The sequence below is a fragment of the Pseudomonas mucoides genome (assembly GCF_015461845.1).
Taxonomy (GTDB): Bacteria; Pseudomonadota; Gammaproteobacteria; order Pseudomonadales; family Pseudomonadaceae; genus Aquipseudomonas; species Aquipseudomonas mucoides.
Genome location: NZ_JACOPW010000001.1, coordinates 513075 through 537635 on the forward strand (window position 1 = coordinate 513075; position 24561 = coordinate 537635).

The following is a 24561-nucleotide window of genomic DNA, read 5'->3' on the forward strand; positions in this document are numbered from 1 at the left end:
TCCTTGATGGAGCGCTGGCCCGCCTGAACAATCTGCCTCGCAGTTTTCGGCTAGCGCCGATGACCCGTATCGAGCATCATCACTGCCCTCGATAGAAACTCCGTGGGTTACCCTTGCTTGATTCCAGTGATGCTTTTTTTGCGCTATCCCAGCCGTCTCTAAGGGCTCCCTCCGCACCTTCCGCGCTTGTCCGCTTGTAGCCGTTCAGCTCCCTGACCCGTATGGATCGCGTCAAATCCAGCCCATCCAAACCGTCTGTATACTCAGCCAGAACCGCCGAACGGAGGACTCCCATGCGCTACGCCTTCAAGTTGAAAAATGGTGCCATGGCCCTTTTCGACCCCGATACCGCCTTGCTTTCCATCACCACGCCCTATGGCGATGTTCAAAGTTCCACGATAGGCCGGGCTGAATCCCGTCTGCTGGACCTGCTGCTGATGGAACCCGGCCAGACCAAAAGCCGCGATGAGATCATCGACTACACCTGGAATGACCGCGTCGTCGCCTCCGGCAGTTTGAATCAGGCCGTTTTTTCCCTTAGAAACCTGCTTAATGACAGTCGGGATCATGAGATTCTGATGACGGTTCCTCGACGAGGTTATTGTTTCAACCGCCAGTATGTCGTCGATGCACAAACGGATTTGCCGGTGCCTGCAGAGGAAGCCGTGCAACCTTCTGCGCCCGTTACTGAGGAGCTTGCGCCAGCCGACACTCAGCCTGCCCCGCTACGGCCTGGCAAAACCACACAATCGACTTACATGACGAAGGCGCTGTCAGTCGGTTATGTCCTGACCTTGGGCGTCTGCGCATTTGCTGGTTTCCACTCAGGTTTCCACTCTGGTTTCGATACGCGGAATGTAGAGGTTTCAAGCCTCAAACAGAACGACCTGACTATCCATGCAGTCGGCAATAGCGTCGCTGAAGCTGAATCACTGAGGGATCTTTCAGCTAAACAGGTGCAACAGGCTTCGCTGAACTTGAAAGGTCAGGTCTGGCTGAACTTGTTTAAATCAAACTATTCCGTTTCATGCGTTCGCCCGGATGAAAGCACCGTAAACTTGCAATTAAATAGTGATCAAAAAGACCTCGCATTGATGATCCGCCAATGCCTGGAGACGACCCTATGAAGACAATACCGCCCATTGCGCACTGGACAGTGCTGGCAATCATCAACGCCGTTTGCATTTTCTCCCTGGTTTATTCGCCATCCTATTACATGGAAAATATCAGTTATCAAACCATCACCCGTCAATGGCTGGAAGATCTCAATCAGCTCAATACCGAAGAGTATCTGACCATTGGCCACGGTCGACTGACGCAAACCACTCTGGAAAGCCTGAACGGAAAAATTCGTAACGCCACTCTGACGGCGGACATCATTCGCGAAAGCAACCATCACGTTCAGATAAAAATAAACAACGTCAAACTTAGCCAGGACACAGAACTGTTTGCGATTGAAAAAACACCTGATCTTTTTTTCAGACGTCAATATGTTCTGCAAGAAGGCGCCGTTCTAAATTACGAGTTGATCCCTACGAATGATAAAAACACCGTGTGTTTTTATGTGCATGATCTTGGCCGCCTACGCTGCATGAATCACTGAGTTTGCTGAAACCGGGTCAATAATAAAAATAACAATTACTAATTTGTATCAACCGATCTCCCCCTTCAAAGTCCCTCCTCTACCGTTCTCGGAGCCGATCTGCTGTCGCTCAGCACAACAACGGCTCCAGGCTTATCCCGACACATACATTTTTGCGAGCCGTCATACCGATGATGACCAAGATGCTGGCAGTCCTGTCTCTAGCGGCATTGCCCTTTCATTCAGTGGCACACGATGAATACTCCAACGGCAGCACCGAGATTGACTTCTACTCAATAGAATTGAGTCCGAATGAAAAGCTGAAATTGTCGCACCTTCAGATTTACTCAGAGAATGAATCTCATGACGAGGAAGGAACAAACAACACCCCCCGACCTTCTCCGCCACAACACGTCATCAATGACGACCCTGCTCTGATCCTGCTTTGATAATTGTTCTGCGCTTGACTGCCTGACCCTGGGCAATATGAGTTTTTGACTTTAATTAGCATCGCCGGCGCGTGATCATCCACAGACCAAGCCGTGAGCATCATGCGGCTGACACCAGGCTCTGACTGAAAAATCACTAACAAGGAAAGCACGTCAATGCAGCTAAAAAACTTCGCAACCGTTTCGTTTGGTGTATTGCTTTCTCTCAAGGCCATGGCCTATGACAAGGAAGTTTATAATTCCGACATGACGCGTGTTGAAAGCAACAAGAAGTCGCAGGACGATGAGCACTCTCGTTACAAGATTTGCACAGACTATCGAGTCGACGATTTTTTTGCCTTTGATGCCGCCGCGATCGGCCCGGCCAGTGAAACATCGGCCATTTTCGGGTCGAAGCTAGCGCCGTGCAAACTTCAGAGCCTGGTGGATACCCCCCTGAGCGACGCGTACGTTTTTGCCGCGGCGCTGGAGCTTATGCCGGCATCGCCTGGCACCGTCCATTTAGCTGAAGAGCCTTCAATTCCATGAGCATCCCTGATGAAGTCTTTCATGTAACCGCTACTCCTGCGGACAACGCCAATAGAACCATTGGCCGATGGGAGATTAACCTCATCACCTCAGAACATGAGGCGAACATTCGACAGCACAAACTCATGCATAGCCCCCGAGTGCAATGCAGTCGGCTGGAGTTTGATTCGGCGGTCACGATGATCAGCTCTGTGCCTCATGGCTGTGTAAGCTTTGCCATTTCACAGACTTCCGTTGGCCGCCCCATCGTCAATGATCATGAACTGCGCCCCAACGAAATCATCGCGCTGCACAGCGATGAACCCGTGCGTTACACCTGTGAGCCGAATGAAACGCTGTTCACCCTGACCACGACGCTGGAACACTATGCCCAGTGCCTGGAAAATCATCCCGCGATCGACGTTCTGGCCAATCGAAAGGAACAGCGCTTTCAGGTGGCCAACTTCAAATTAATACAGTCTGCCATTCAAGCCATCAGCGCTTACGCAATCGACGTCAAAACCCCTTCTTTAAAACAGCGTGACAGCTCGAAAGCTTCAGGCATTGAAAGTGCATTGCTGACTTCGCTGCTGCGGGCACTCACGCCGGTTGGGCGCTCCGCGCTTAAAACCCCGACCCGAAGAAGGGTGGCGATAGAAGCCATCGAATACATCCACGCCAATGCAAAAAAAGCGCTGTGCATGAAAGCGCTGGTCAAACAACTCAGAACGACGACTCGTACCTTGCATCATGGTTTCGTTGAAACGTTCGGCGTGACGCCGATTGCCTACATTAGAAATGTAAGGCTCGCCAATGTTCGCCGAGACTTGATCCGCAACACTTGGCCAACGGTCACCGAAACGGCCATGTATTGGAACTTCCACCACCTGAGCAGGTTTTCCAAGGCGTATCACGATGCTTATGGGGAAGTGCCTTCGGAAACCGCCCGGCGCCACTCATCCAAACTGCAACTTCGATAAGCGCCAGATCAAAAAATAACAATCATTAATTTTTCTCCGCTCCCCCGAATGGCCAACATTGCTTATTTCTCAGCCGAAGGGACCAGCATGCGCTATCGATTGAATTCATTACCGCTCAAACAAAAGATCTTCTTTTGCCTGGCCGCGTACCTATGTGGCGTCGCGTTAGCCTGGCTGATTGACAGCTTATAACGCACACAAAATATCAATCATTGATTTCTATCAACCTTCGCGATCACTCAAATTCTTGGCGTTCACCTCACCACCGACAACCTGTAGAAGGACTTCACCTCACATGTTATTTCGAAACCTTGGCTTCGTTTCGCTGCTTTCGTTACTGTCTTTTCAGGCATTGGCGGATGACAAGGGTTTGTATCTTGGCGCCGGCGTCAGCAGCATTGAAACCGACAAATCCCAGCTGAGCGATGACGACACCAGCTATAAGGTTTTTGCAGGCTATCGCCTCAACAGTTATCTCGCGTTCGAAGGCGCATTTGTTGATCTCGGCCAATTCGAAGACAAGGATCTTGATTTCGATGGCAAGTCAGTTCAGGCCGCTGCCCATATCGGCTTTCCGATAGGCGATCGCGTGCGAGTATTCGGTAGTGTCGGTGCTCACGCTTGGGATGCTGACGGTAATGCCAGCGATGACGACACTGGCGTGGACCTGACCTACGGGGCCGGCGTTGAATTTGATGTATTTCGCAACATTGGTATCCGTGCCGAATATGAAGTACTGGAAGTTGGTGAAATCGATCTGAATCAAACAACGGCCTCTGCTTACATTCTCTGGTAATGCGCAGTTGAATTGAGCGGCCCTGTGGGTCGCTCGATTCAAACCCTTGAAACCCTCTTCCCGACCAAGAAGCCGATGATCGACTACGACCTTTTAAGTGACGCCGAGCGAGCGGCAATCAACGCCGCCATTCAGGCCCCGGGATTGCCACTTCAAACAGCCTTGATCGTCGACGATGACGACGCCACACGCGAGTTGCTGGCCGAAATCCTTCAAGTCAATGGCGTCGCGTGTGTGACGGCTGACAGTGTCGCCGAGGCTTTGTGTTTGTTGGAAATCGACAGTTCGATCGGGCTGGTGATTACTGACTTGCATATGTATCCGCTGGGTGGCTTGGCGTTGATTCGCGAGATCCGCAAGTCCGAGTGGGCGGATCTGCCCGTTGTGATCGTTTCCGGAGATGCAGAGGTTCGAGATGCCATTGAGGCCATGCATTTGAATGTGGTCGACTTTCTGTTGAAGCCGATTGATGCGTACGAGTTGATTAACCTGGTTCAGTTCGAACTGGGTTTCAAGGGAACGGGCTCACATCGAGTCACTCCTCATCTCCCCTGCTACGCTGATGACTCAACGGAGGTCTGGGAACACCGCGACAAAGACGAGACCGCCTGATGGTCGAACACCCGTAGATCAACCTCAACAGATGACTCTATGAAAGACACCATTCGTTACGCCGAATACTTGCATAAGATCGGAGCAGGTCGCCGCGAAATTCCCATGCGTGAACTGGTCTGCGCACCGGTTCGCGATGCCGATGGCCACTGGCAGGCCGCCCCTTACAAAGCAGTGAAATTACGTGGCGGCGAGATCGCCGCCATCCTCAAGCCTTATCTCAATGTCCGTTTTATGGAGCAGCTTAGCGCCGTGGTGCCGCTGGCCCTGTACCTGGTGCTGTTTCAGATCATCATCCTGCGCCAGTTGGTTGAAGACTCGGTGCTTGTCACGGCAGGCCTGTTCGCCGTCATCGTCGGACTGATGCTGTTCATGGAAGGCCTGAAACTTGGCCTGATGCCTTTCGGCGAAATCATCGGCAGCAACCTTCCGCGCAAGTTATCGCTGCCAGTGGTGTTGCTGGTGACCCTGCTGCTGGGCATCGGGGTGACGTTCGCCGAGCCCGCTATCGGTGCGCTGCGCGCCGCCGGGCAGAACGTTTCGGCAGAGCGCGCGCCCTACCTCTGGGCGATCCTCAATCAATGGACCAGCGCACTGGTTCTGGTGGTGGGGGCCAGCGTCGGTCTGGCTGCTGTCATCGGCACGCTGCGCTTCCTCTACGGCTGGAGCCTGAAGCCGTTGATCTATTTGTCACTGGCGCCCGTTCTGCTGCTGACGGTGTACATGAGCAGTGATCCTGAGCTGGCAAAGATTATCGGCCTGGCCTGGGATGCCGGCGCGGTCACCACCGGGCCGGTCACGGTCCCGCTGGTGCTGGCGTTGGGCATCGGCATCGCAGCGGCTGCCGGCAAGGGCGGTTCCGGGCTGTCCGGATTCGGTATTGTCACCCTCGCCTCATTGTTTCCCGTGATCGGCGTCATGCTGCTGGGCCTGTACGTCGCGGCCATCTCTTCGCCGGCAGACATCATCGCCGCGGCGCACGCGGCGGCCAGCGCCGGACAACTGGCGGCTGACTGGCACACCGTCAGCCCCGGACTGGAGATCGTTTCCGGGTTGCGGGCCATCGTGCCGCTGGTGATATTCCTGCTGATCGTCCTGAAACTGCTGCTGCGCCAAAGCCTGCCACGGCGCGGCGAGATCTTCCTCGGCATCGCCCTGACTGTGGTGGGCATGTGCCTGTTTAATCTCGGTCTGACCTATGGCCTGTCCAAGCTGGGAGGTAGTGCGGGCTCGCTGATTCCAGCGGCCTTCATGCAGACGCCGGGTTCGGACGACTCCCCGCTCTACCGGTATGAGGTGGGGTTGGTACTGGCCCTGGTTTTCGCCTGGGTGCTCGGGTATGGGGCGACCGTCGCCGAACCCGCGCTGAATGCGCTCGGCGTCACCGCCGAGACACTGACCAACGGTTTTATCCGCAAGCGCGGCCTTATCCGTGCTGTATCGATAGGTGTCGCCTGCGGCATTGCCGTGGGTGTGGCCAAGTTGGTGTTCGGCCTGCCACTGGTCTGGCTGGTGGTGCCGCCCTACCTGTTCGCGGTGGTACTGACGATTTTTTCGACCGAAGAATTTGTCAACGTGGCCTGGGATAGCGCGGGTGTCACCACGGGGCCGATCACCGTTCCGCTCGTTCTGGCCATGGGCCTGGGACTGGGCAATGCGACCAACGCCGTCGAGGGTTTCGGCATTCTTTGCATGGCCTCCGTCGGCCCGGTCATCAGCGTCATGCTCCTCGGACAGTGGGCGCGTTTCCAATTGTGGAGACAGACAAAGGCCGCCGCGGAACAACCTGCGAAGCAATTAATGGGCACGGGAGAAGCAGGATGAAAGCTGAAGGAATTACCTACCTCACTGACGTTGCACTGATCACCTGCATTGTCCCCGTCGGGCGCGCAGATCTGGTGATCCGTGCGGCCCAGGGCATGGGCGCGCCAGGTGCCATCGTCTACCACGCCAACGGGATCGGCCCCCGTGAGCGACTCGGCCTGCTCAGCATCGCCATCGATGCGGAGAAGGAAGTAGTGAGCTTGCTGGTCGCCGCCGACTACCAGGATGCGGTACTGGAGGCGATCTATCACGCGGCCAATTTGAATGTTCCCGGAGCTGGAATGATCTATGCGACCCCCGTGGAAAAAGTCGCGACCTACATCCCCCGCGAGATGCTGAAACAGGAGAATGCCTCGTGAGTCTGGTGGTAGCAGGCGTACCGGGTGGGGCTGCAAAACTCATTACCTGCGTGTTGCCCGACGATGGCACTGAGCGCACGCTGCTGCAGCTATTGCGAGAGACACATGGCATTACCCGCGCGGACAGCGTCAATTGCCGAGGCGTGGCCATACTGCAGGCCGCCAAAGCACCCCGCGACGAAGTGCCAGAGGCGGTGCTCACCCGGGTAGTCAATGTGGTGGTGGAAGTAGCCCAGGCTGAAGAGGTGTTCGACTTCATATGCGTAAACGCCAGGCTGACCGAGCCTGGCAGAGGGTTGATGTACATGACGGCGTTAAATTTCGCTACGGCAGTGGCGATGCCTGAGGGAGTAGCGGAAGAGCAAGGAGCGATACCCATTCGCTCGGAGCGCCAATAACCCCCCCAATCGATCAACGATCGGGGTATTGGGAAGCGAGAGCCAGAACAGGCTCCCGCTGTTCGCAGTCCATTTCAGCGCTTGAGTTTGCGCTTGTTGCGGTATTGGTCGATGACCACTGCGACCACGATGATCAAGCCCTTGATGATGTCCTGGATGTAAGCATCGACGCCGACGAACGTGAACCCGCTGGCCATCACGCCAAGAATCAGTGCGCCGATGACCGTGCCGGTGATGCGTCCAACCCCGCCCGCCAGGCTGGTCCCGCCGATGACCGCTGCGGCAATCGCGTCCAGCTCATAGGACATGCCCATCCCGGCCTGCCCAGTGGCAGCACGGGCCGAAGCCACCACGCCCGCCAGTCCTGCCAGCAACCCGGCAATGCTGTAGACAATGACCAGATGGCGCTTGACGTTAATACCGGACGTCCGCGCCGCCTGCATGTTGCCACCGATGGCATAGGTGTATTTACCGTACTTGGTGTAGCGCAGTGCGATGTGGAAGATCACCGCCACTACCAGAAAAATGATCACCGGCATCGCGCCATGACCAATGGCCGTGTAGGAATCCGATAGCATGCTCACCGGCTGGCCTTCGGTGTAGTAACGCGCCAGGCCACGGGCAGAGACCATCATGCCCAAGGTGGCAATGAACGGTGGAATCCCGGTGATCGCAATGATGCTGCCGTTGATGGCCCCCGCCAGCAGTCCGACACCGAGCCCGACAATCACGGGGATCCACACCGGCAAGTCAGTCAGCGACGGGAATACCGCCCGAGTAAAATCAGAGGTCTGCGCCAGGCTGGCCGCGATCATCGCCGACAAGGCCAGCACCGAACCAGACGACAGGTCGATACCGGTGGTGATGATGACCTGAGTCACGCCAATCGCCAGCAGACCGATGATCGACACTTGCAGGATCATCAATACCAGCCGCTGGGAGTTCATCAGAAAGCTCTGGTCGCGCACGATCCAGCCGAAAATCTCGAACACCAGGCCGATGCCAATCAGCACCAGGAAGATGCTCAGCTCGGTCGGAAAGCGCCGGCGACTCTTGACCTGTGCGGTTGCCGGTTTGTTTTCCAGTATCGCGTTCATAACCACTCACCCTTCAAATGAAATCAGTGTGGCGAGGGAACTTGCTCCCGTTCGAGTGCGCAGCGCTCGCCAGTTCTACGGTCAATCCGAGACATTGGGGCCGCTTGGCACCCCGGCGGGAGCAACCCCCCTCGTCACAGAAACCGTGCTCACCCTTGATTTAATGACACGGGGACATTCCCGAGGCCAGTTGCAGCACTCGTTCCTGAGTCGCTTCGCTGCGGTCGAGGGTGCCCATCAGGTCGCCCTCGTGCATGACCATTACCCGGTCGCTCATGCCGAGCACTTCCGGCAGCTCCGAGGAAATCATGATGACGGCCATGCCTTCGCTGGCGAGGTAGGAGATAAGGCGGTAAATCTCGGCCTTGGCGCCGACATCGATACCGCGGGTCGGCTCGTCGAGAATCAGGATGCGTGGGTTGGTCATCAGCCAGCGCGCCAACAAGGCTTTCTGTTGATTACCGCCCGACAAGGTATCGATGCACTGCTCCAGTGAGGGGGTTTTTACCCGCAGCTTCTTGCACATGTCTTCACACAAGACCCGCAAGGCTTTTTGCTGGATGAAGCCGTGGCCGACGTAGTGCGGCAGCACCGCCATTTCCATGTTCTCCAATACCGAGAGGCATGGGAAAAGGCCGCTGAGCTTGCGATCCTCGGTCAACAAGGCGAAGCCCTTCTCGATCGCCATGTGCGGATCGCTGATGCGCACCACCTCGCCATCGAGACGCATCTCGCCACTGTCGCTTGGGGTAATCCCGAAAAGCGCTTCGGCAACGTTGGTCCGGCCGGAGCCCATCAACCCGGCAATGCCAAGGATTTCCCCGGCATGCAGGTCGAAAGAGACACCTTTGAAGATGCCATCCAGCGTGAGGTCGCGCACTGACAGCAGCAGATCGCCAATCGGCTTTTCACGCACTGGAAACAACTGGCTCAACTCACGACCGACCATCATCGAAATCAGGCTATCGCTGTCCATGCTGTCGGCCCGCTGCAGGCCTATGTAGGCGCCGTCGCGGAACACCGCCACTTCATCGGCGATAGCGAATACTTCGTTCATTTTGTGGGTGATGTAGATGATGCCTTTGCCTTGGCTTTTGAGGTCGGCAATGATCGAAAAGAGGTGGGCGACTTCCTTGTCGGTGATGGCCGAAGTCGGTTCGTCCATGATCAGGACGTCGGAGTCGTAGGACACCGCTTTGGCAATTTCGACCATCTGCCGCTCGGCGATGCTCAGGTTGCCCACCTGCTCTTCCGGATCGAGGTTGATCCGCAGGCGTTCCAACAGTTTCGCCGTACAGCGGTGCATTTCCCGGTGGTCGACCATGTGGAAACCGTTGAGTTGTTCACGGCCGATCCAGATGTTCTCGGCGATGCTCATGTGCGGCATCAGGTTGAGTTCCTGATGGATCATCGCGATCCCGGCCTGGAGCGCAGCCAGTGGCGTTTCAAAAACCACCGGCTTGCCCTTCAGGCGCAGTTCACCGGCGTCGGGCTGGTAGATGCCGGCAATGATTTTCATCAGGGTGGATTTGCCGGCGCCGTTTTCGCCCATCAGGGCCAAGACAGAACCGGGGCGTACCCGAAGCTGCACATCGGACAAGGCCACCACACCGGGAAACCCCTTGCTGACGTTGATGATCTCCAGCAGGTACGGCTCATCGACAGGTGTTGCAGTCGGCTGGATACCCACCAACGGGGGGCTCGAAGCAGTCGCTGAAGCGAACATGATCAGGTACTCCATCAGCAAGGTCGCGGTCGCAACCTTGCGTATTTATTGTTGTTATTAAACGGACGGGCTATTTGAACGTGTCGACGTTTTGCGGGGTGATCAAGCGGTACGGCACCCAAACGGCCTGTTCAACCGGCTCGTTTTTGGCCATTTTCACGGCGGTGTCGATGGAGCCGTCGGCCTGACCCTTGGCGTCCTGGAACACCGACACCGTCATGTTGCCTTTCTTGATCGCGTTCAAGCCGTCCGGCGTACCGTCGACACCTGCGATCAGGACGCTGCCTTTGTCGACGCCAGCCTGTTGAAGTGCCATCGCGGCACCGATCGCCATTTCGTCGTTGTTGGCGATGACCGCGTCAAACTTGCGGCCCTGGGTCAGCCAGTCGTTCACCAGGGTCATGCCCTTGTCTCGCAACCAGGTACCGGTCTGCTCTTGCTCGATCTTGATGTTCGGGTATTTGGCCAGTACGTCTTTGACGCCCTTGGTGCGGTTAGTGGTGGAGTTGTTCGCGAGGTCGCCCAGCAGAATCACGATGTCACCCTTGCCGCCCATCTTGTCAGCCAGGTACTGCATCTGCATTTCCCCGGCCTCCAGGTCGTTGGAGGCGACAGTCACGACGCCTTTGGGCAGCTTCAGATCATCGGGGCGGCGGTTGACGTAGACCAGCGGGATGCCGGCCTTGACGGCGGCTTCGGTGATTTTCCGGGTGGCGGCGGTATCCACCGGGTTGACCACGATGGCATCAACCTTCTGGCTGATGAAACTTTCTACCTGACTCAGTTGCTTCACCACGTCGCTGCGGGCGTCTTCGAATTGCAACTGCACGCCCTCGGGATAGGACTTGGCTTTTTTGTCCATGGATTCGCGCAGGTAGGTCAGCCAGGTGTCATCGAACTGGGACATGCTGACGCCGATTTTCATATCGGCGAGCGCCGCGCCGCTGGCGAACATCAGGGACAAGGCAAGAGAGGCAAAGCGGATCTTGGTCTTCATGAAAAGTCTTTCTCCACATTCTTGTTGGTTTTATGGATGAGGCGTGACGATTTCAGTAAGCAGGCAAGCGCAAAGGGTTGAAACGGGTCGCGAGGCAGGTCGCTGAAAATGACTTTATTGGAAAATAATTTCCATATCAACTCATTTTAGAATTTTATTCTGATTTTGTTCCATGACGCTTGAACGGGCTCAACTCCACCACTTGATGCCGCTCGAAACTCAGTCGCGCAGCGTCTAGCACGCGGGTGGTCGCCAGTGCGTCATAGGCGTCCACAGGCAGCGGGCCACCGCTGTGCAGCGCGGCTTGCAGCTGTAAATAGAACTGATTCCAGCAACCGCGCTCGGACGGAACCCGTTCGCGCCGTTCGCCCTGTTCAAACCAGCCCCAGCGGCGATGCTCTTCAACCCCCCAACGTTCACCTTCGGACTTTGGCGAGAGCCCGGCGAGTGCCAATGCTTCTTGCCCGTCCAGGCCATCAACGCTGTAACAGCCTTGGGTGCCGGTCACCCGAAAGCGCGGGCCGGGAGTGCTTTGCAGGCAACTGCCGCCCAAGTGTGAGGTCACGCCACTGGCATGGGTCAGGGACACAAAGAAGCCGTTATCGAAAACCTGGCCTTTTTCCAGGTACTCCAGTTCGGCGTAGACCTTTGTTACCGGGCCGAACAACAGCAACGCCTGATCCACCAGGTGGCTACCCAGATCGCGCAGGAAGCCGCCGCCACTGCCGTTGTTCACCGCCTGTGGTGAGTAACGTTCGATCCGCGATTCAAAACGGGTGACCTGGCCCAACGCACCGGATTCGATGAGTTTGCGCACGGTCAGGAAGTCCGAGTCCCAGCGACGGTTCTGGTAGACGCTGAGTTGCACGCCCTGGCGCTCGGCCATGGTGATCAGGGTTTGCGCTTGCTGCGCGTCAGCGGCAAACGGTTTGTCGCTGACCACCGCCACACCGTGTTCGATGCCGTCGAGTACCAGCGCCGGACGCCCCTTGAGCGGAGTGGACACCACCAGCACATCGATCCCGGCCTCCACCAGTTGACCGATGCTGTCGAACGCTGGCACCCCAGGGTGCTCGGCCGCCAGCAACTGTCGGCGCTCTGGCGAACGGGTGACCACCCCCACAAACGTCGCCGTCGGCAAACTGCTGATCAGCGGAGCATGGAAAAACCGGCCGCCATGGCCGTAACCGACAAGTCCGATACGCATGGAATATTCTCCTTATAGAACGCGGACCCTGTGGGAGCGAGCTTGCTCCTACAGGGAGGCCGGTTAGCCGTAGAAGTGCGGGCGATCAGGGAGAGCCACGTTGACGATCGCCCCGCTGTTCTGCGCCTCGATGCACGCATCTGCAGCGACTGCGGCTGCAAAGCCGTCCCACGCTGACGGCCCACCCACCTGCCCGGCGCGTACACCATCGATGAACGCCTGCAACTCCACGTCATACGCGGCGATAAACCGATCCTTCCAGTCCATCAGAATCGCGTTGGACAGCTTCGCCCCGCTGCGCAATTGAACCTGCGAAGGCTCCGGCAATTTGGCGATGCCGGTCTCCCCCACCACTTCGCACTGGATGTCGTAGCCGTATTGGCAGTTAACGAACACTTCCACGTCGATGCGCGTGCCCTTGGCGGTTTCCAGCAATACGATCTGCGGGTCTTTCAGGTGCGCGAGGGCTTTGCTGGTCTTGCGCGGGAATACGACCTGCACCGAGACGTAGTCGTCATCGAGCAACCAGCGCAACACATCCAGCTCATGGATCAGCGTGTCGGTGATTGCCATGTCGGTCTTGTAGTTCTCACCCACGGTCGGGTTGCGGTGCGCGCAGTGCAACATCAATGGCTCACCAATCTGACCGCTGTCGATCACGGCTTTGAGTGCCCGATAGCCTTCGTCATAGGGACGCATGAAACCGACCTGAACCAGGCGCTTGCCGTGGGCCACTTCAGCCTCGACGATTTTGCGGCAGCCTGCAGCGGTGACCGCCAGCGGCTTCTCGCAAAACACCGGTTTACCCGCCGCGATCGCCGCCAGCACAAACTCTTCGTGGCTCGGTCCCCAGGAGGTGACGAGGATCGCTTCGACCTCCGGCGCCTTGATCAGCGCGTGGCCGTCGGGATAGACCTCGGCAGTCAGCTTCAGGTCGGACACCACATTGGCGGCCTGTTGCAAGTTGATGTCGGTGACGGCAACGACCTGGCTGTTAAGCAAGGTTTGACTGCAACGACGGATATGGTCTTGGCCGATGGCCCCGGTGCCGATGACTCCAAGCTTCAAAGACATGAAAAGACTCCTAGATGTGTTGTTGTGCGTTTCAGGGCAATCAGTACTGACGGGCCTTGGCCAGTCGTTCGTTCAGGGTCTTGGCCGCGGCATTGGTGCGGGCGCTGGTGGAGACTTGCGCCACGCCGACCCGCCACCACGACAGGTAGCCGTGAATCATGGTTTTGGGCAGGACCTTGATGTCGATCAGCGTCGACACGGTCTGCAAGCGCGCATCGGCCAATGCGGCTTGCAGCGCTTCGACCGTGTTCACCTTGTAGGTCTTGCAGCCATAGGCCGCCGCACTCATGGCGAAATCCACCGGCACGAAACCGCCGTCGAGCTTGCCGGTTTCCGGGTTGCGAAACCGGAACTCGGTGCCGAAGCTGTCCATGCCGTTGCCCATCTGCAGGTTGTTGATGCAACCGAAGGTCATGTTGTCGAGCAGCACCACGTTGATCTTGCGGCGCTCCTGGATCGAGGTCGCCAGTTCAGAATGCAGCATCATGTAAGAGCCATCGCCAACCAGCGCGTAGACCTCTCGTTCAGGCTCGGCGAGCTTCACACCCAAGGCGGCGTTGACCTCGTAACCCATGCAGGAATAACCGTACTCGACGTGATAGGTGTTCACCCCCTTGCTGCGCCAGCTGCGCTGCAAGTCCCCGGGCAAGCTGCCGGCCGCGGCGACGATCACCGCGTCGTCGGCCAGGGTTTTGTTAAGCACGCCGAGCACGCGGCTCTGGGTCAGGCAGGAACCGGTCAGCTCGATGAATTCACGCAATACGGCCGGGTCCATGTGGTCGTTGATTTCCGGGACGAAATCTTTCGCCTGGTATTCGACCTGATAGATCCGGTCGACTTCTTCGTCCAGTTGCACCTTGGCCAGTTGCGGTTGGTCGCCCCACGCGGAGCGGTAATCGCCCAAGGCTTCAGCCAGGGCTTGCAAACCGACTTTGGCGTCCGCCAGCAGTTGCACGCCGTCGAGCTTCAGGGCATCGCAAGGGCTGATGTTCAGGTTGAGAAATTGCACGTCCGGGTGTTGGAACAGGGATTTCGACGCGGTGGTGAAATCGCTGTAGCGGGTGCCGACACCGATAATCAGATCCGCGTCCCTGGCCAACAGATTCGCCGCCAGGCAGCCGGTTTCACCGATCCCGCCGACGTTCAGCGGGTGGCTGGACACCACCGCACTTTTGCCGGCCTGGGTTTCGGCGAAAGGAATATCGAAGCGCTCGGCAAACGCCTGCAAGGCCGCATTGGCGCCGGAGTAACGAACCCCACCGCCGCAAATGATCAGCGGCTTGCGCTTGCCTTTGAACAGTGCCAGCGCATCACCGAGCATCGCTTCAGTCGCCGGACGACGCTCGATGCGGTGCACGCGCTTTTGCAGGAAGTAATCAGGATAGTCGTAGGCCTCGGCCTGCACATCTTGTGGCAAGGCCAGGGTCACCGCGCCGGTTTCAGCGGGATCGGTGAGCACGCGCATGGCGTGGATCGCCGCCGTCATGAGTTGTTCGGGACGGTTGATGCGGTCCCAGTATTTGCTCACGGCCTTGAACGCGTCGTTGGTGCTGATGCTCAGGTCGTGGAACTGCTCGATCTGTTGCAGCACCGGGTCCGGTTGGCGGCAGGCGTAAACGTCGCCGGGCAACAGCAGCAAGGGAATGCGGTTGGCGGTCGCCGTCGCAGCGGCCGTCAGCATGTTCGCCGCTCCCGGGCCTACCGATGACGAGCAGGCGTAGATCTTGCGCCGCAGGTGCTGCTTGGCAAAGCCGATCGCCGCGTGGGCCATGCCCTGCTCGTTGCGGCCCTGATGGACGATCAAGTCGCCACTGTCCTGCTCCAGGGCCTGTCCCAGGCCCAGCACGTTGCCGTGACCGAAAATGGTAAAGATCCCGGCGACGAATTTGCTTTGAACCCCATCGACCTCGATGTACTGGTTATCGAGGAATTTCACCAGGGCCTGGGCCATGGTCAGTCGTGTCGTAGTCATAACCGATCCTTCAATAAACGAAGAAACCCTGTGGGAGCGAGCCTGCTCGCGAAGGCCGCGGCACAGTCGATATCGATGTCGCCTGACACAGCGCTTTCGCGAGCAGGCTCGCTCCCACATTTGATCCGCGTTGGCCTCAGGCCAGGGTTTTTTGCAGGTGATCCATGCTCGCCCCAATCGCCTGCTGGATATCCGCCAGGCCATGGACGCTGTCGGCAAACGGTTCGAACGACAGGTAGCCGCTATAACCGCTGCTGAGCAAAGCGTCGATTTGCGCCGCGTTGCCAAGAATGTCGCCCTCGCCCACCAGCACCCGATGACCGTCTCGAATGGTCGCCAACGGGGCCTCGGCATCCTCGACGCCGGAGATGTGTACCAGCCCGGTCAGCTCGGGGAAGCATTCATGTTCACAAGCCAAGTGGTGATGAAAGGTGTCATGCACCAGACGGAACACATCCAGCCCGCCGATGGCCTTGATCGCGTCCACCGCTGTGCGCTTGCAGCGCAGCGAGCACTCTTCGAAACCCAACGGCTCGATGAAACCGACAATGCCGTGTTCACGCAGGATCGGCGCCAGTTCAGTCAACGCCGTGCGCAGCCCTGAAGCGCGTGCGGCCTCGGTACGCGGATCGGCACGGTCGTTGAGCGGACACATGACCAACCCTTGCGCGCCGCAATCACGGGCATAAGCCGCCAGTTTCAGGGCCTGCGCACGGCGCTCGTCATTCCACACATCAAATGGATACAACGCGTTGATCGACAGCACGGTAACGCCTTTGGCCGCGCACAATTCACGGACGCGCTCGGGTGCCGTGCCGTCCTCGATCTCGACCCCTTTAAGGTCGTTGCGAATTTCGATGGCGTCGGCCTTGAGGGCCACCGCCAACTCGATGAATGCCGGCAGGGACAAGCGTGGGGCGACCATACGGTTCAGGGCGAAACGCAGGGGTTTGCTCATTGTTGTTATTCTCCGCACAGGTGTATCAATTGGCCGTCGGCATGCTGAATTCAGGGCCCTTGGCGATGCTGTCAGGCCAGCGCTGCATCACACTTTTGTAGCGGCTGTAGAAGCGGATGCCCTCTTCGCCGTAAGCGTGGTGATCGCCGAACAGCGAGCGTTTCCAGCCGCCGAACGAGTGCCAGGCCATTGGCACCGGAATCGGTACATTGATGCCAACCATGCCGACCTTGATGGTGCGGGCGAAGGCACGGGCGATGCCGCCATCGCGGGTGAAACAGGACACGCCGTTGCCGAACTCGTGGGCGTTGATCAACGCGACGGCGCTGGCGAAATCCGGCACCCGTACGATGCCCAGCACCGGTCCGAAAATTTCCTGCTGGTAGATGCTCATCTCGGTCGTGACGTTGTCGAACAGCGTCGCGCCGACGAAGAAGCCGTTCTCGGCGCCTGGCACCTTGAAGTGGCGACCGTCGACGATCAACTGTGCGCCCTGGGCTACGCCTTCGTCGATGAAACCTTCGACTTTGGCCTTGTGCTCGGCGGTCACCAGCGGCCCCATGTCGCTGTCGCCCTTCAGGCCGTTGCCGACTTTGAGCTGATCAATGCGCGGCAGCAGTTTGGCAATCAGTGAGTCGCCGACATCGCCCACTGCCACGGCAATCGAAATCGCCATGCAGCGCTCGCCGGCCGAGCCGTAAGCCGCGCCGATCAGGGCATCCGCTGCTTGATCCAGATCGGCATCGGGCATGACGATCATGTGATTCTTCGCCCCGCCCAGTGCCTGCACACGCTTGCCACGCGAGGTGGCTTGCTGGTGAATGTATTCGGCAATCGGTGTCGAACCGACAAAGGAAATGGCCTCGATGTCCGGGTGCTGCAGCAGGGCGTCGACCGCGGTTTTATCGCCCTGGACCACGTTGAACACTCCATCGGGCAAACCGGCTTCGCTCAACAGGCGGGCCATCAGCACACTGGCGGACGGATCGCGCTCGGACGGCTTGAGGATGAAGCAGTTACCGGTGATCAGCGCCAGCGGGATCATCCACAGCGGCACCATCACCGGGAAGTTGAATGGCGTGACGCCGGCGCACACACCCAGCGGCTGACGCAGGTTCCAGTTGTCGATGCCGCCGCCGATGTTGTCGCTGAACTCGGTTTTCAGCAGGTTCGGCGCACCACAGGCGTACTCGACGATTTCGATGCCCCGGGTGACTTCGCCCTTGGCGTCCGAAAACACCTTGCCGTGTTCGCGGCTGATGATTTCTGCCAGCTCATCGTGATGTTGGTCGAGCAATTCCTTGAATTTGAACATCACCCGAGAACGGCGCAAGGACGACTGTTCGGACCAGCCCGGAAAGGCTTTCAGGGCCGAGGCGACGGCTTCGTCTACGGTCTTCTGGCTGGCCAGCCCGACGCGCGCCTGGACGCTGCCGGTGGCCGGGTTAAAGACGTTGCTGAACCGTTCGCTGCTGCTGTCCAGCACTTGACCGTGGATGTAATGGCCGATGATCGGGGCATTGCTCATTGATCGTGTTCTCCGTGCAGAAGTTGGAATTCAGGCTGTCTGGTTCAGAGATCCAGCAGCCAGCTGTGCTGCGGATCGTTATGGAACTGCCAGACACGTTTCGGTCCGGCCATCACGTTCAGGTAATACGACTCATAGCCGTACGGAACGCTGACCGGGTGGTACCCCTTCGGCACAACCACCAGGTCGCTGTTTTCCACGGCCATGGCTTGATCGATGCTGCGATCATCGGTGTACACCCGCTGAAATACGAAGCCCTGGGGCGGGTTGATCTGGTGGTAATAGGTTTCTTCGAGAAAACTCTGGTGCGGCAAATCGTCGGTGTCGTGCTTGTGCGGCGGGTAGCTTGAGGAGTGACCCGACGGCGTACGCACTTCCACCACCAACAGCGAATGAGCCGGTTCGGTGTCCGGCAGAATGTCGCAGACGTAACGGGTGTTGGCGTCTTTGCCGCGCACGCTGCGCTTCATGGTGTCAGGCTTGATCAGCCGTGGGCCGAGGCCGTTGCTCACTGAACCGGGCGCGGCGCACACGGCGATTTGCACGTCGCTGAGCGCGACCACTTGCGCCTGACTGCCCGGTGGCAAGTACGCGGCGAAGGGGGATTTGTCTTCGAACACCGACTGACGATCACCGATGTTGTCCCAGTCGAACGCGCCCTGCCCCGGCGCTTCACCCTTGATGCTGACCCGGCCGCTGAGCAGCACCAGGCACAGCTCTTTATCACCGGCCGACACCGGCAGGGTTTCGCCCAGGCTCAAGCGGTAAGCGGCGAAGCCGACGTATTCCAGCTCACCTTTGCCCAGCTCGACCATGGTCCGGCCACGGGCATTGCTTTTGACCAGCAGGCTCATAGTGCAATCCTCTCGTCGAGCAGTGCGTGCAGGGTGTCGTAGCCTTTTTTGGCGTAGGCATAACTCGGCGCCACCGCTGGATCCTGTTCGGCTTCGACCACCAGCCAACCGTGGTAATCGGCAGCCAGCAGTACGTCGAGCAAAGCGCCAAAATCGATATCGCCATCGCCGGGCACAGTGAACGTGCCGTTGATGATGCAGTCCGGGAAGCTCCACAGGTTGTTGCGCGCCAACTGCACCACTGGCTTGCGCACGTCCTTGAAATGCACGTGGCAGATGCGTTTGATGTGTTTTCGCAGCACCTGCAAGGGTTCGCCACCGCCCATGTAGCAATGCCCCGAATCGAACAGCAGACCGACTTCACTGCCGGTCAGCGCCATCAGTTTGTCGATGTCGGTCGGGGATTCGACGTAGGCGCCCATGTGGTGGTGATAGGCCAGGCGCACGCCTTGGGACAGGGTGAAACGTGCCAGTTCGGTGAGCTTGTCGGCGTATTCCTGCCAGGCGCGCTCGGTGTGGAACTGCGGGCGTTCGACCAACGGGATATGCTGGCCTTGAATGGAGTCAGCGACTTCGCCGTATACCAGCACCTTGGCGCCGTTCTTCGCCAACAACTCGACATGGCTGCCGATGGCGTCGATTTCTTCGGCCACCGAGCGACGGGCCAGACGACTGGAATACCAGCCGGACACCAGCGCCAGGTCATACGGCCGCAGCACGTCACCGACGCCTTTGGCATCCTTGGGGAACTTGCCGTTGAGTTCGAAACCTTCGTAGCCGATTTCCTTGCCTTCGCTCAACGCGGTGCTCAGCGGCGTCTCGCCACCGAGGGACGGCAGGTCGTCGTTGCTCCAGGAGATCGGGTTGATGCCAATTCGAATAGCGGGCATGGCTGCACCTTTTATTGTTTTTTCTAACCAGTAAGAGCGACACAAAACCCTGTGGGAGCGCGCTTGCTCGCGTTGATCTTGGTGCCTTTGAAGGCCCCATCGCGAGCAAGCTCGCTCCCACAGGTTCAGTGTTCGCACATTGAAAATGTTCAGCTTCGGGCTGTGCGCCAGGCATCGATCAGCTCTACAAACGTGTCCTGCACTTGTCGGATCAGCGTTTCATCGTCGATTTCACCGGCCATCCACGCGCGGCTCGGCTCCTGGAAAATCGTTCGGCCGACGGCGAAACCACGGCAAGTCTGGCTCTTGCTGGCCTGTTGAAACCCTTCGGCCAATGCTGCGGCCGGCGCATTCAAGCCCAGCAACACCACGCCTCGGCAATACGGATCACGCGCCTGAATCAGCTCGTCGAGTTGCTGCCACTGTTCGGCGCTCTGCGCTTCGATCTTCCACCAGGCCGGGTAAATACCCAGGTTGTAAAGGCGTTTGAGGGCGCGATACAACACATGCGGATGGGTCGACGGATGATCATTGGGCGGGATGATTTCCAGCAGCAGTTCATGACCGCTGACCTGGGAGGCCTGATACAAACCCTTGATCTGTGCTTCCTGCTCCAGTCGCAGCAACGGCTCGTCGTCAGGGTGGAATTGCACCAGGCACTTGATGATTTGTTCCTGCGGCCAGGCGATCAGGTTGCTGCCGATGGAACGACCATGCTCGAAAGCCAATGGCCGCGAGCCTTGTACTTCAACCGGGCGAGCGACCCACCAGCCGCGACCGGTGGCGGCGTTGAGCGAGTCCTGGCCAAAGCGTTGATCAGCCAACAACCCGACATCGGCTTCGATGCCTTGCTTGCGCAAATCGGTTTCGACGCGCTCCACGGCCTTGATAAACAGTTGCTTGAGTTCACCGATGGCGCTCAGCTCGCGCCCGCCCTTGTGCGCCAGTTCCACCAGTTGCCTACGATGATCGAAGGCGAAAATGAACAACTGCTTCCACTGTCTGCGCGGCACGCTGACATGATGCAGACGTTGCAACACTTCATCCTGATCAGGCCGGGTTATCGGCACCGGACTGTTAAACAGATAGTCGAGTTCGGCGCGGGTCGGCATGGCCGGGGCGCAAGCGTGGCGGGAGACCACCAGACCACCACAGGCATTGGCCAACTGGCAGCAGCGCTCATCGCTGGCATCTTCCAGCCAACCGGCAAGGAAGCCCGACATGAAGGCATCGCCAGCGCCCAACACATTGAGCACCTCCACTCGCACACCCGGATAAATGGCGCCGTCTTCGAGACGTTCCGGGATCACCCCGTGAATCACCGTGCAACCTTGCGGGCCGAGCTTGACCACCAGGGTCGCAGCGCTCAGCCGCCGAACATTACGTAATGCCGTGAGCAAGTCCTCGGAGCCGCCAGCAATCAGAAACTCTTCTTCAGTGCCGACGATCAGGTCAAAACGCGGGAGAATTTTTTGTACGTGCTGACTAACGTTCTGGTCGGCGACGAAACGGGTTTCGCCGTCAGCTTTGCCCGCCAAGCCCCAAAGCACCGGGCGATAGTCGATGTCCAGCACCCGTTTGACGTTGTGCTTTTCGGCGTAATCCAGCGCCTGGATGCTCGCCTTGTACACGCCGTCTGTGGAGAAATGGGTGCCGGTGATCAGCAGCGCTTTGCTGGATGCGATGAAGGCTTCGCAGATGTCTTCGGCCCGCAGTGCCATGTCGGCGCAGTTTTCGCGGTAGAAGACCAAGGGAAACGTTTCGCGATCCTTGAGCCCCAGAAGGACCATGGCAGTCAGGCGCTCCGGGTCGACCTTGATGCCGCTGACGTCGCAACCTTCGCGAGCCAGCGATTCCACCAAAAAGCGGCCCATGTGATCGTCACCCACCCGGCTCAGCATCGCCGATTTCATACCCAGGCGCGCCGTGCCAAAAGCGATGTTGGCGGACGATCCACCGAGGTACTTGGCGAAGCTGCTCACATCCTCCAACCGCGCCCCGACTTGCTGCGAATAAAGGTCGACGCCAAGGCGCCCCAGACAAATCAGATCCAACCGACGTCCACTGGCAAAACGAGTCTGGCCCATGCTGGCTCCTGTTATTTTTATCAGCCTGTGTTCGAGGCGATGGCCGCGCCGAACACTCTTGGTGGATGCAGACTAGAACGTACGGGACCGAAATATCAATAATTATTCTATATATTTTTTACATGGAATATTTTTTCCAATAAACTTTGATACGAGCGTTCCAGAGGCAGTGCATCGATTCAGCAAGCTTCACATGGCCGCAAGCTCATGATTTTGTTCGGGCCTACCCTGTAGACTGCGCACAGCCAACCTATTGTCAGGGGACGAGGTGAACCATCGTCCCTATAAGAACAAGCCTGAAGGATTCCCTATGTCCCGCACCGATCAGCCGGCATCGACCGAGAGCACGCCCGAGGGCGATTTCGCCAGCCCCCCGATCAATGCCGAGCGTCTGCTGCAGCTGATCACCAATGAATACGACAGCCTGCCGCGCCAGCTCAAACGCATCGCCAGTTACATGAGCCAGCAAAGCGACCGGATCATGGTCGACCGCATCAGCGACATCGCCCGCGAATGCGAAGTGCACCCGTCGGCCATCGTGCGGTTTTCCCAGCGTTTCGGCTTCAGCGGCTTCAGTGAAATGCAGGCGTTGTTCCGTGAGGCGTATACCCACAAAACCACGCCGGTGCAGAACTACCAGCAGCGCATTCGCAGCATGATCGCCAACAAATCGCAGAAAGCCAGCGGCGGCGACCTGGCGCGCGAGTGCATCGATGCGACCCTGTCGGGCATCGAACGACTGGGGCTGGAACTTGATGACCAGGCCTTCGACAAGGCCGTGGACATGGTGGTGAATGCCGACAACATCTACGTGGTCGGCGTGCGCCGTTCGTTCGCGGTAGCCGATTACCTGGTCTACAACCTGCAACACACCAACAAGCGCATCCACCTGGTCTCGGGACTCGGCGGCAGCTACCGCGAGCAAATGCGCAGCGTGCGCGCCAATGACCTGGTGATCGCCATCAGCTTCACGCCGTACGGCAAGGAGACGCAGCACTGCCTGCGCATCGCCCAGCATCAACAGGCGAAAACCCTGATCATCACCGACAGCAATCTCTCTCCCCTGGCCAAGCGCGCCAACACTCTTCTGCTCGTCAACGAAGGCAGTTCGTTTGCGTTCCGTTCATTGAGTGCAACCCTGTGCCTGTGCCAGGCGCTGTTTATCGCCGTGGCCTATCGACTGGAGTTGAAGGTCGACGATATTCACGAGCAGGTCGGGTTCGACGACTGACCGAGACGTTGACGTTTGGCTCCGCGCGCAGCGGCTGTCGAGGCAGAACCGAACCCACTGCGCCCAATCACTGGCTGCGATCCAGCAGCCTGATGTAAATATTATTTTCATAAATTGATAAAAAGGAATAAATATTCTATTAATTGGATCTCTGAAAACAAGAATCCAAAGGATCTGTCATGCGCGAACTCGGAATCGGACTTATCGGCACGGGATTCATGGGTCGTGCCCATGCCTTGGCGTTTCGTAACGTCAGTGCGGCATTCGAACTGCCCTTCACGCTTCGCCTCGCCGCCCTGGCCGACGCCGACCCCGTTCGTGCGCAAGCATGCGCCACCGCCTGGGGCTTTGAGCAAGCCTATGACGACTGGCAGCAATTGGTCGACGATCCCAAGGTCAACCTGATCGCCATCACCACACCCAACCACCTGCACTACCCGATGGCGATGTCCGCTATTCGCGCCGGCAAGGCGGTGTACTGCGAAAAGCCGCTGGCGGTGAACCTTGAACAAGCCAATGCCATGCACCTGGCAGCCAAGAATGCAGGCGTCGTCACGCGTGTCGGCTACAACTACCAGCACAACCCGATCATCGGCCTGGCAAGGGAACTGATACTGAACGGCAGTCTCGGCGAGATCATCTGCTTTCAAGGCGAATTCAGCGAAGACTTCATGGCCGATCCAGCATCCCCTTGGTCGTGGCGCTGTGAGGCCGAACATGCCGGCGGGGCCCTGGCCGATCTGGGTAGCCACTTGCTCGCCATGGCGCGCCATCTGCTCGGCACTGTCGAAGCAGTGTGCGCCGATTCCCAGACCGTGCATCGTCAGCGCCCGGCCACGGCCGGTAGCCTGGAACCGCGTAACATTGCTGTCGATGATCAGACTCATGCCTTGCTGCGCTTTTCCAGCGGTGCGCGCGGTACCTTCAGCAGCAGTTGGCTCAAGCACGGTTACAAGAATCATCTGAGCTTCGAGATCAGTGGTACACAAGGCACCCTTGCGTTCGATCAGGAACGTTTGAATGAGTTACGCCTGTGCCGCGCCGGGCAAGACGGATTCCAGCGTTTATTGGCCGGGCCGAACCTGCCAGGTTACGCAGCGTTCAGTCCGGCGCCGGGGCATCAGCTGGGCTACAACGAGTTGAAGACGCTGGAAGTGCATGAGCTGATCATGGCCTTGGCCGGGCACGGACAAGCCGGCACTGATTTCGAGCAAGCCTTTGAAGTGGAGCGACTGGCGACGGCGATTCGACTGGCGGCACGGGACCAGCGCTGGGTCAGTATCAGCGAGCTGTGATCGCTGAAAAGGCTGCGCTAAATGGCGGCAGCTTTTCTATCAGTACGGGACACTGAAAATAAAAAAGGGCCGCGAGATAAAATCTCGCGACCCTTTTTAAATATAGGGTCGGGACGGAGTGATTCGAACCTATGATGG

21 protein-coding genes and 1 pseudogene are annotated in these 24561 nt (G+C 58.2%); 11 read left to right on the forward strand and 11 right to left on the reverse strand.

Annotated features, from left to right (window positions below; translation table 11 throughout):
* Positions 1–293: 293 nt before the first annotated feature.
* From H8F22_RS02455 to H8F22_RS02495, 9 genes and pseudogenes are all read left to right on the forward strand, one after another.
* Positions 294–1127, forward strand: a complete 834-nt coding sequence (locus H8F22_RS02455) for a transcriptional regulator (RefSeq protein ID WP_194939734.1) — start codon at positions 294–296, stop codon at positions 1125–1127.
* A complete protein-coding gene (locus tag H8F22_RS02460; protein ID WP_027921458.1) occupies positions 1124–1603 on the forward strand; it encodes a hypothetical protein in 480 nt (159 codons plus the stop codon). Before H8F22_RS02455 ends, H8F22_RS02460 begins: the two co-directional genes overlap by 4 nt.
* A 584-nt stretch (positions 1604–2187) precedes the next feature.
* Positions 2188–2559, forward strand: coding sequence for a hypothetical protein (locus tag H8F22_RS02465; protein ID WP_050590121.1), 372 nt, complete (start codon positions 2188–2190; stop codon positions 2557–2559).
* Positions 2556–3518 carry a helix-turn-helix domain-containing protein gene (locus H8F22_RS02470; protein WP_027921459.1) on the forward strand — a complete coding sequence of 321 codons (963 nt, stop codon included), beginning with the start codon at positions 2556–2558 and terminating at the stop codon, positions 3516–3518. The genes H8F22_RS02465 and H8F22_RS02470 overlap by 4 nt, the downstream gene beginning before the upstream one ends.
* Before the next feature lie 295 nt (positions 3519–3813).
* Positions 3814–4314 carry an outer membrane beta-barrel protein gene (locus H8F22_RS02475; RefSeq protein ID WP_027921460.1) on the forward strand — a complete coding sequence of 167 codons (501 nt, stop codon included), beginning with the start codon at positions 3814–3816 and terminating at the stop codon, positions 4312–4314.
* A gap of 75 nt (positions 4315–4389) precedes the next feature.
* Positions 4390–4824: pseudogene (locus H8F22_RS02480) on the forward strand (response regulator); the annotation flags it as partial.
* 141 nt (positions 4825–4965) lie between these two features.
* Positions 4966–6750 carry a DUF1538 domain-containing protein gene (locus H8F22_RS02485; RefSeq protein ID WP_059181165.1) on the forward strand — a complete coding sequence of 595 codons (1785 nt, stop codon included), beginning with the start codon at positions 4966–4968 and terminating at the stop codon, positions 6748–6750.
* Positions 6747–7109: a P-II family nitrogen regulator gene (locus tag H8F22_RS02490; protein WP_027921461.1), complete on the forward strand. Its 363-nt coding sequence runs from the start codon at positions 6747–6749 to the stop codon at positions 7107–7109. Before H8F22_RS02485 ends, H8F22_RS02490 begins: the two co-directional genes overlap by 4 nt.
* On the forward strand, positions 7106–7507 hold the full coding sequence (locus tag H8F22_RS02495) for a hypothetical protein (RefSeq protein ID WP_059181166.1): 402 nt from the start codon (positions 7106–7108) through the stop codon (positions 7505–7507). The genes H8F22_RS02490 and H8F22_RS02495 overlap by 4 nt, the downstream gene beginning before the upstream one ends.
* A 74-nt stretch (positions 7508–7581) precedes the next feature.
* Here H8F22_RS02495 and H8F22_RS02500 read toward each other — a convergent pair whose 3' ends face one another.
* The 11 genes from H8F22_RS02500 to H8F22_RS02550 all read right to left on the reverse strand — a co-directional run bounded on the left by H8F22_RS02500 (position 7582) and on the right by H8F22_RS02550 (position 21897).
* A complete protein-coding gene (locus tag H8F22_RS02500) occupies positions 7582–8604 on the reverse strand; it encodes an ABC transporter permease (RefSeq protein WP_027921463.1) in 1023 nt (340 codons plus the stop codon).
* Between the two features lie 160 nt (positions 8605–8764).
* Positions 8765–10330, reverse strand: coding sequence for a sugar ABC transporter ATP-binding protein (locus H8F22_RS02505; RefSeq protein ID WP_027921464.1), 1566 nt, complete (start codon positions 10328–10330; stop codon positions 8765–8767).
* A gap of 70 nt (positions 10331–10400) precedes the next feature.
* Entirely contained in the window at positions 10401–11327 is a 927-nt protein-coding gene (locus tag H8F22_RS02510) for a sugar ABC transporter substrate-binding protein (RefSeq protein WP_027921465.1), read from the reverse strand.
* 154 nt (positions 11328–11481) lie between these two features.
* Positions 11482–12534 carry a Gfo/Idh/MocA family protein gene (locus H8F22_RS02515; RefSeq protein WP_027921466.1) on the reverse strand — a complete coding sequence of 351 codons (1053 nt, stop codon included), beginning with the start codon at positions 12532–12534 and terminating at the stop codon, positions 11482–11484.
* A 63-nt stretch (positions 12535–12597) separates the two neighbouring features.
* On the reverse strand, positions 12598–13608 hold the full coding sequence (locus tag H8F22_RS02520) for a Gfo/Idh/MocA family protein (RefSeq protein ID WP_027921467.1): 1011 nt from the start codon (positions 13606–13608) through the stop codon (positions 12598–12600).
* Positions 13609–13648: 40 nt separating this feature from the next.
* Positions 13649–15580, reverse strand: a complete 1932-nt coding sequence (gene iolD, locus H8F22_RS02525; protein ID WP_194939735.1) for a 3D-(3,5/4)-trihydroxycyclohexane-1,2-dione acylhydrolase (decyclizing) — start codon at positions 15578–15580, stop codon at positions 13649–13651.
* A gap of 136 nt (positions 15581–15716) precedes the next feature.
* Positions 15717–16538, reverse strand: a complete 822-nt coding sequence (locus H8F22_RS02530) for a TIM barrel protein (RefSeq protein ID WP_194939736.1) — start codon at positions 16536–16538, stop codon at positions 15717–15719.
* A gap of 25 nt (positions 16539–16563) precedes the next feature.
* Positions 16564–18066, reverse strand: a complete 1503-nt coding sequence (locus H8F22_RS02535) for a CoA-acylating methylmalonate-semialdehyde dehydrogenase (RefSeq protein ID WP_027921470.1) — start codon at positions 18064–18066, stop codon at positions 16564–16566.
* 44 nt (positions 18067–18110) lie between these two features.
* On the reverse strand, positions 18111–18920 hold the full coding sequence (gene iolB, locus H8F22_RS02540; RefSeq protein WP_027921471.1) for a 5-deoxy-glucuronate isomerase: 810 nt from the start codon (positions 18918–18920) through the stop codon (positions 18111–18113).
* Positions 18917–19810 (reverse strand): myo-inosose-2 dehydratase, encoded by an 894-nt coding sequence (gene iolE / locus H8F22_RS02545; RefSeq protein WP_059181170.1) that lies wholly within the window; start codon positions 19808–19810, stop codon positions 18917–18919. The genes iolB and iolE overlap by 4 nt, the downstream gene beginning before the upstream one ends.
* Positions 19811–19959: 149 nt before the next feature.
* Positions 19960–21897: a bifunctional 5-dehydro-2-deoxygluconokinase/5-dehydro-2-deoxyphosphogluconate aldolase gene (locus tag H8F22_RS02550; RefSeq protein WP_194939737.1), complete on the reverse strand. Its 1938-nt coding sequence runs from the start codon at positions 21895–21897 to the stop codon at positions 19960–19962.
* Between the two features lie 310 nt (positions 21898–22207).
* On the opposite strand from H8F22_RS02550, the gene H8F22_RS02555 reads away from it, so the two are divergent.
* Entirely contained in the window at positions 22208–23128 is a 921-nt protein-coding gene (locus H8F22_RS02555; RefSeq protein WP_027921474.1) for a MurR/RpiR family transcriptional regulator, read from the forward strand.
* Between the two features lie 179 nt (positions 23129–23307).
* Entirely contained in the window at positions 23308–24423 is a 1116-nt protein-coding gene (locus H8F22_RS02560; RefSeq protein WP_194939738.1) for a Gfo/Idh/MocA family protein, read from the forward strand.
* Positions 24424–24561: the final 138 nt, after the last annotated feature.

Excerpts from the sequence above, each read along its gene's own strand:
- H8F22_RS02455 (WP_194939734.1), top strand. The coding sequence starts at position 294 with ATGCGCTACGCCTTCAAGTTGAAAAATGGTGCCATGGCCCTTTTCGAC.
- H8F22_RS02460 (WP_027921458.1), top strand. The coding sequence starts at position 1,124 with ATGAAGACAATACCGCCCATTGCGCACTGGACAGTGCTGGCAATCATC.
- H8F22_RS02465 (WP_050590121.1), top strand. The coding sequence starts at position 2,188 with ATGCAGCTAAAAAACTTCGCAACCGTTTCGTTTGGTGTATTGCTTTCT.
- H8F22_RS02470 (WP_027921459.1), top strand. The coding sequence starts at position 2,556 with ATGAGCATCCCTGATGAAGTCTTTCATGTAACCGCTACTCCTGCGGAC.
- H8F22_RS02475 (WP_027921460.1), top strand. The coding sequence starts at position 3,814 with ATGTTATTTCGAAACCTTGGCTTCGTTTCGCTGCTTTCGTTACTGTCT.
- H8F22_RS02485 (WP_059181165.1), top strand. The coding sequence starts at position 4,966 with ATGAAAGACACCATTCGTTACGCCGAATACTTGCATAAGATCGGAGCA.
- H8F22_RS02490 (WP_027921461.1), top strand. The coding sequence starts at position 6,747 with ATGAAAGCTGAAGGAATTACCTACCTCACTGACGTTGCACTGATCACC.
- H8F22_RS02500 (WP_027921463.1), bottom strand. The coding sequence starts at position 8,604 with ATGAACGCGATACTGGAAAACAAACCGGCAACCGCACAGGTCAAGAGT.
- H8F22_RS02505 (WP_027921464.1), bottom strand. The coding sequence starts at position 10,330 with ATGTTCGCTTCAGCGACTGCTTCGAGCCCCCCGTTGGTGGGTATCCAG.
- H8F22_RS02510 (WP_027921465.1), bottom strand. The coding sequence starts at position 11,327 with ATGAAGACCAAGATCCGCTTTGCCTCTCTTGCCTTGTCCCTGATGTTC.
- H8F22_RS02515 (WP_027921466.1), bottom strand. The coding sequence starts at position 12,534 with ATGCGTATCGGACTTGTCGGTTACGGCCATGGCGGCCGGTTTTTCCAT.
- H8F22_RS02520 (WP_027921467.1), bottom strand. The coding sequence starts at position 13,608 with ATGTCTTTGAAGCTTGGAGTCATCGGCACCGGGGCCATCGGCCAAGAC.
- iolD (WP_194939735.1), bottom strand. The coding sequence starts at position 15,580 with ATGACTACGACACGACTGACCATGGCCCAGGCCCTGGTGAAATTCCTC.
- H8F22_RS02530 (WP_194939736.1), bottom strand. The coding sequence starts at position 16,538 with ATGAGCAAACCCCTGCGTTTCGCCCTGAACCGTATGGTCGCCCCACGC.
- H8F22_RS02535 (WP_027921470.1), bottom strand. The coding sequence starts at position 18,066 with ATGAGCAATGCCCCGATCATCGGCCATTACATCCACGGTCAAGTGCTG.
- iolB (WP_027921471.1), bottom strand. The coding sequence starts at position 18,920 with ATGAGCCTGCTGGTCAAAAGCAATGCCCGTGGCCGGACCATGGTCGAG.
- iolE (WP_059181170.1), bottom strand. The coding sequence starts at position 19,810 with ATGCCCGCTATTCGAATTGGCATCAACCCGATCTCCTGGAGCAACGAC.
- H8F22_RS02550 (WP_194939737.1), bottom strand. The coding sequence starts at position 21,897 with ATGGGCCAGACTCGTTTTGCCAGTGGACGTCGGTTGGATCTGATTTGT.
- H8F22_RS02555 (WP_027921474.1), top strand. The coding sequence starts at position 22,208 with ATGTCCCGCACCGATCAGCCGGCATCGACCGAGAGCACGCCCGAGGGC.
- H8F22_RS02560 (WP_194939738.1), top strand. The coding sequence starts at position 23,308 with ATGCGCGAACTCGGAATCGGACTTATCGGCACGGGATTCATGGGTCGT.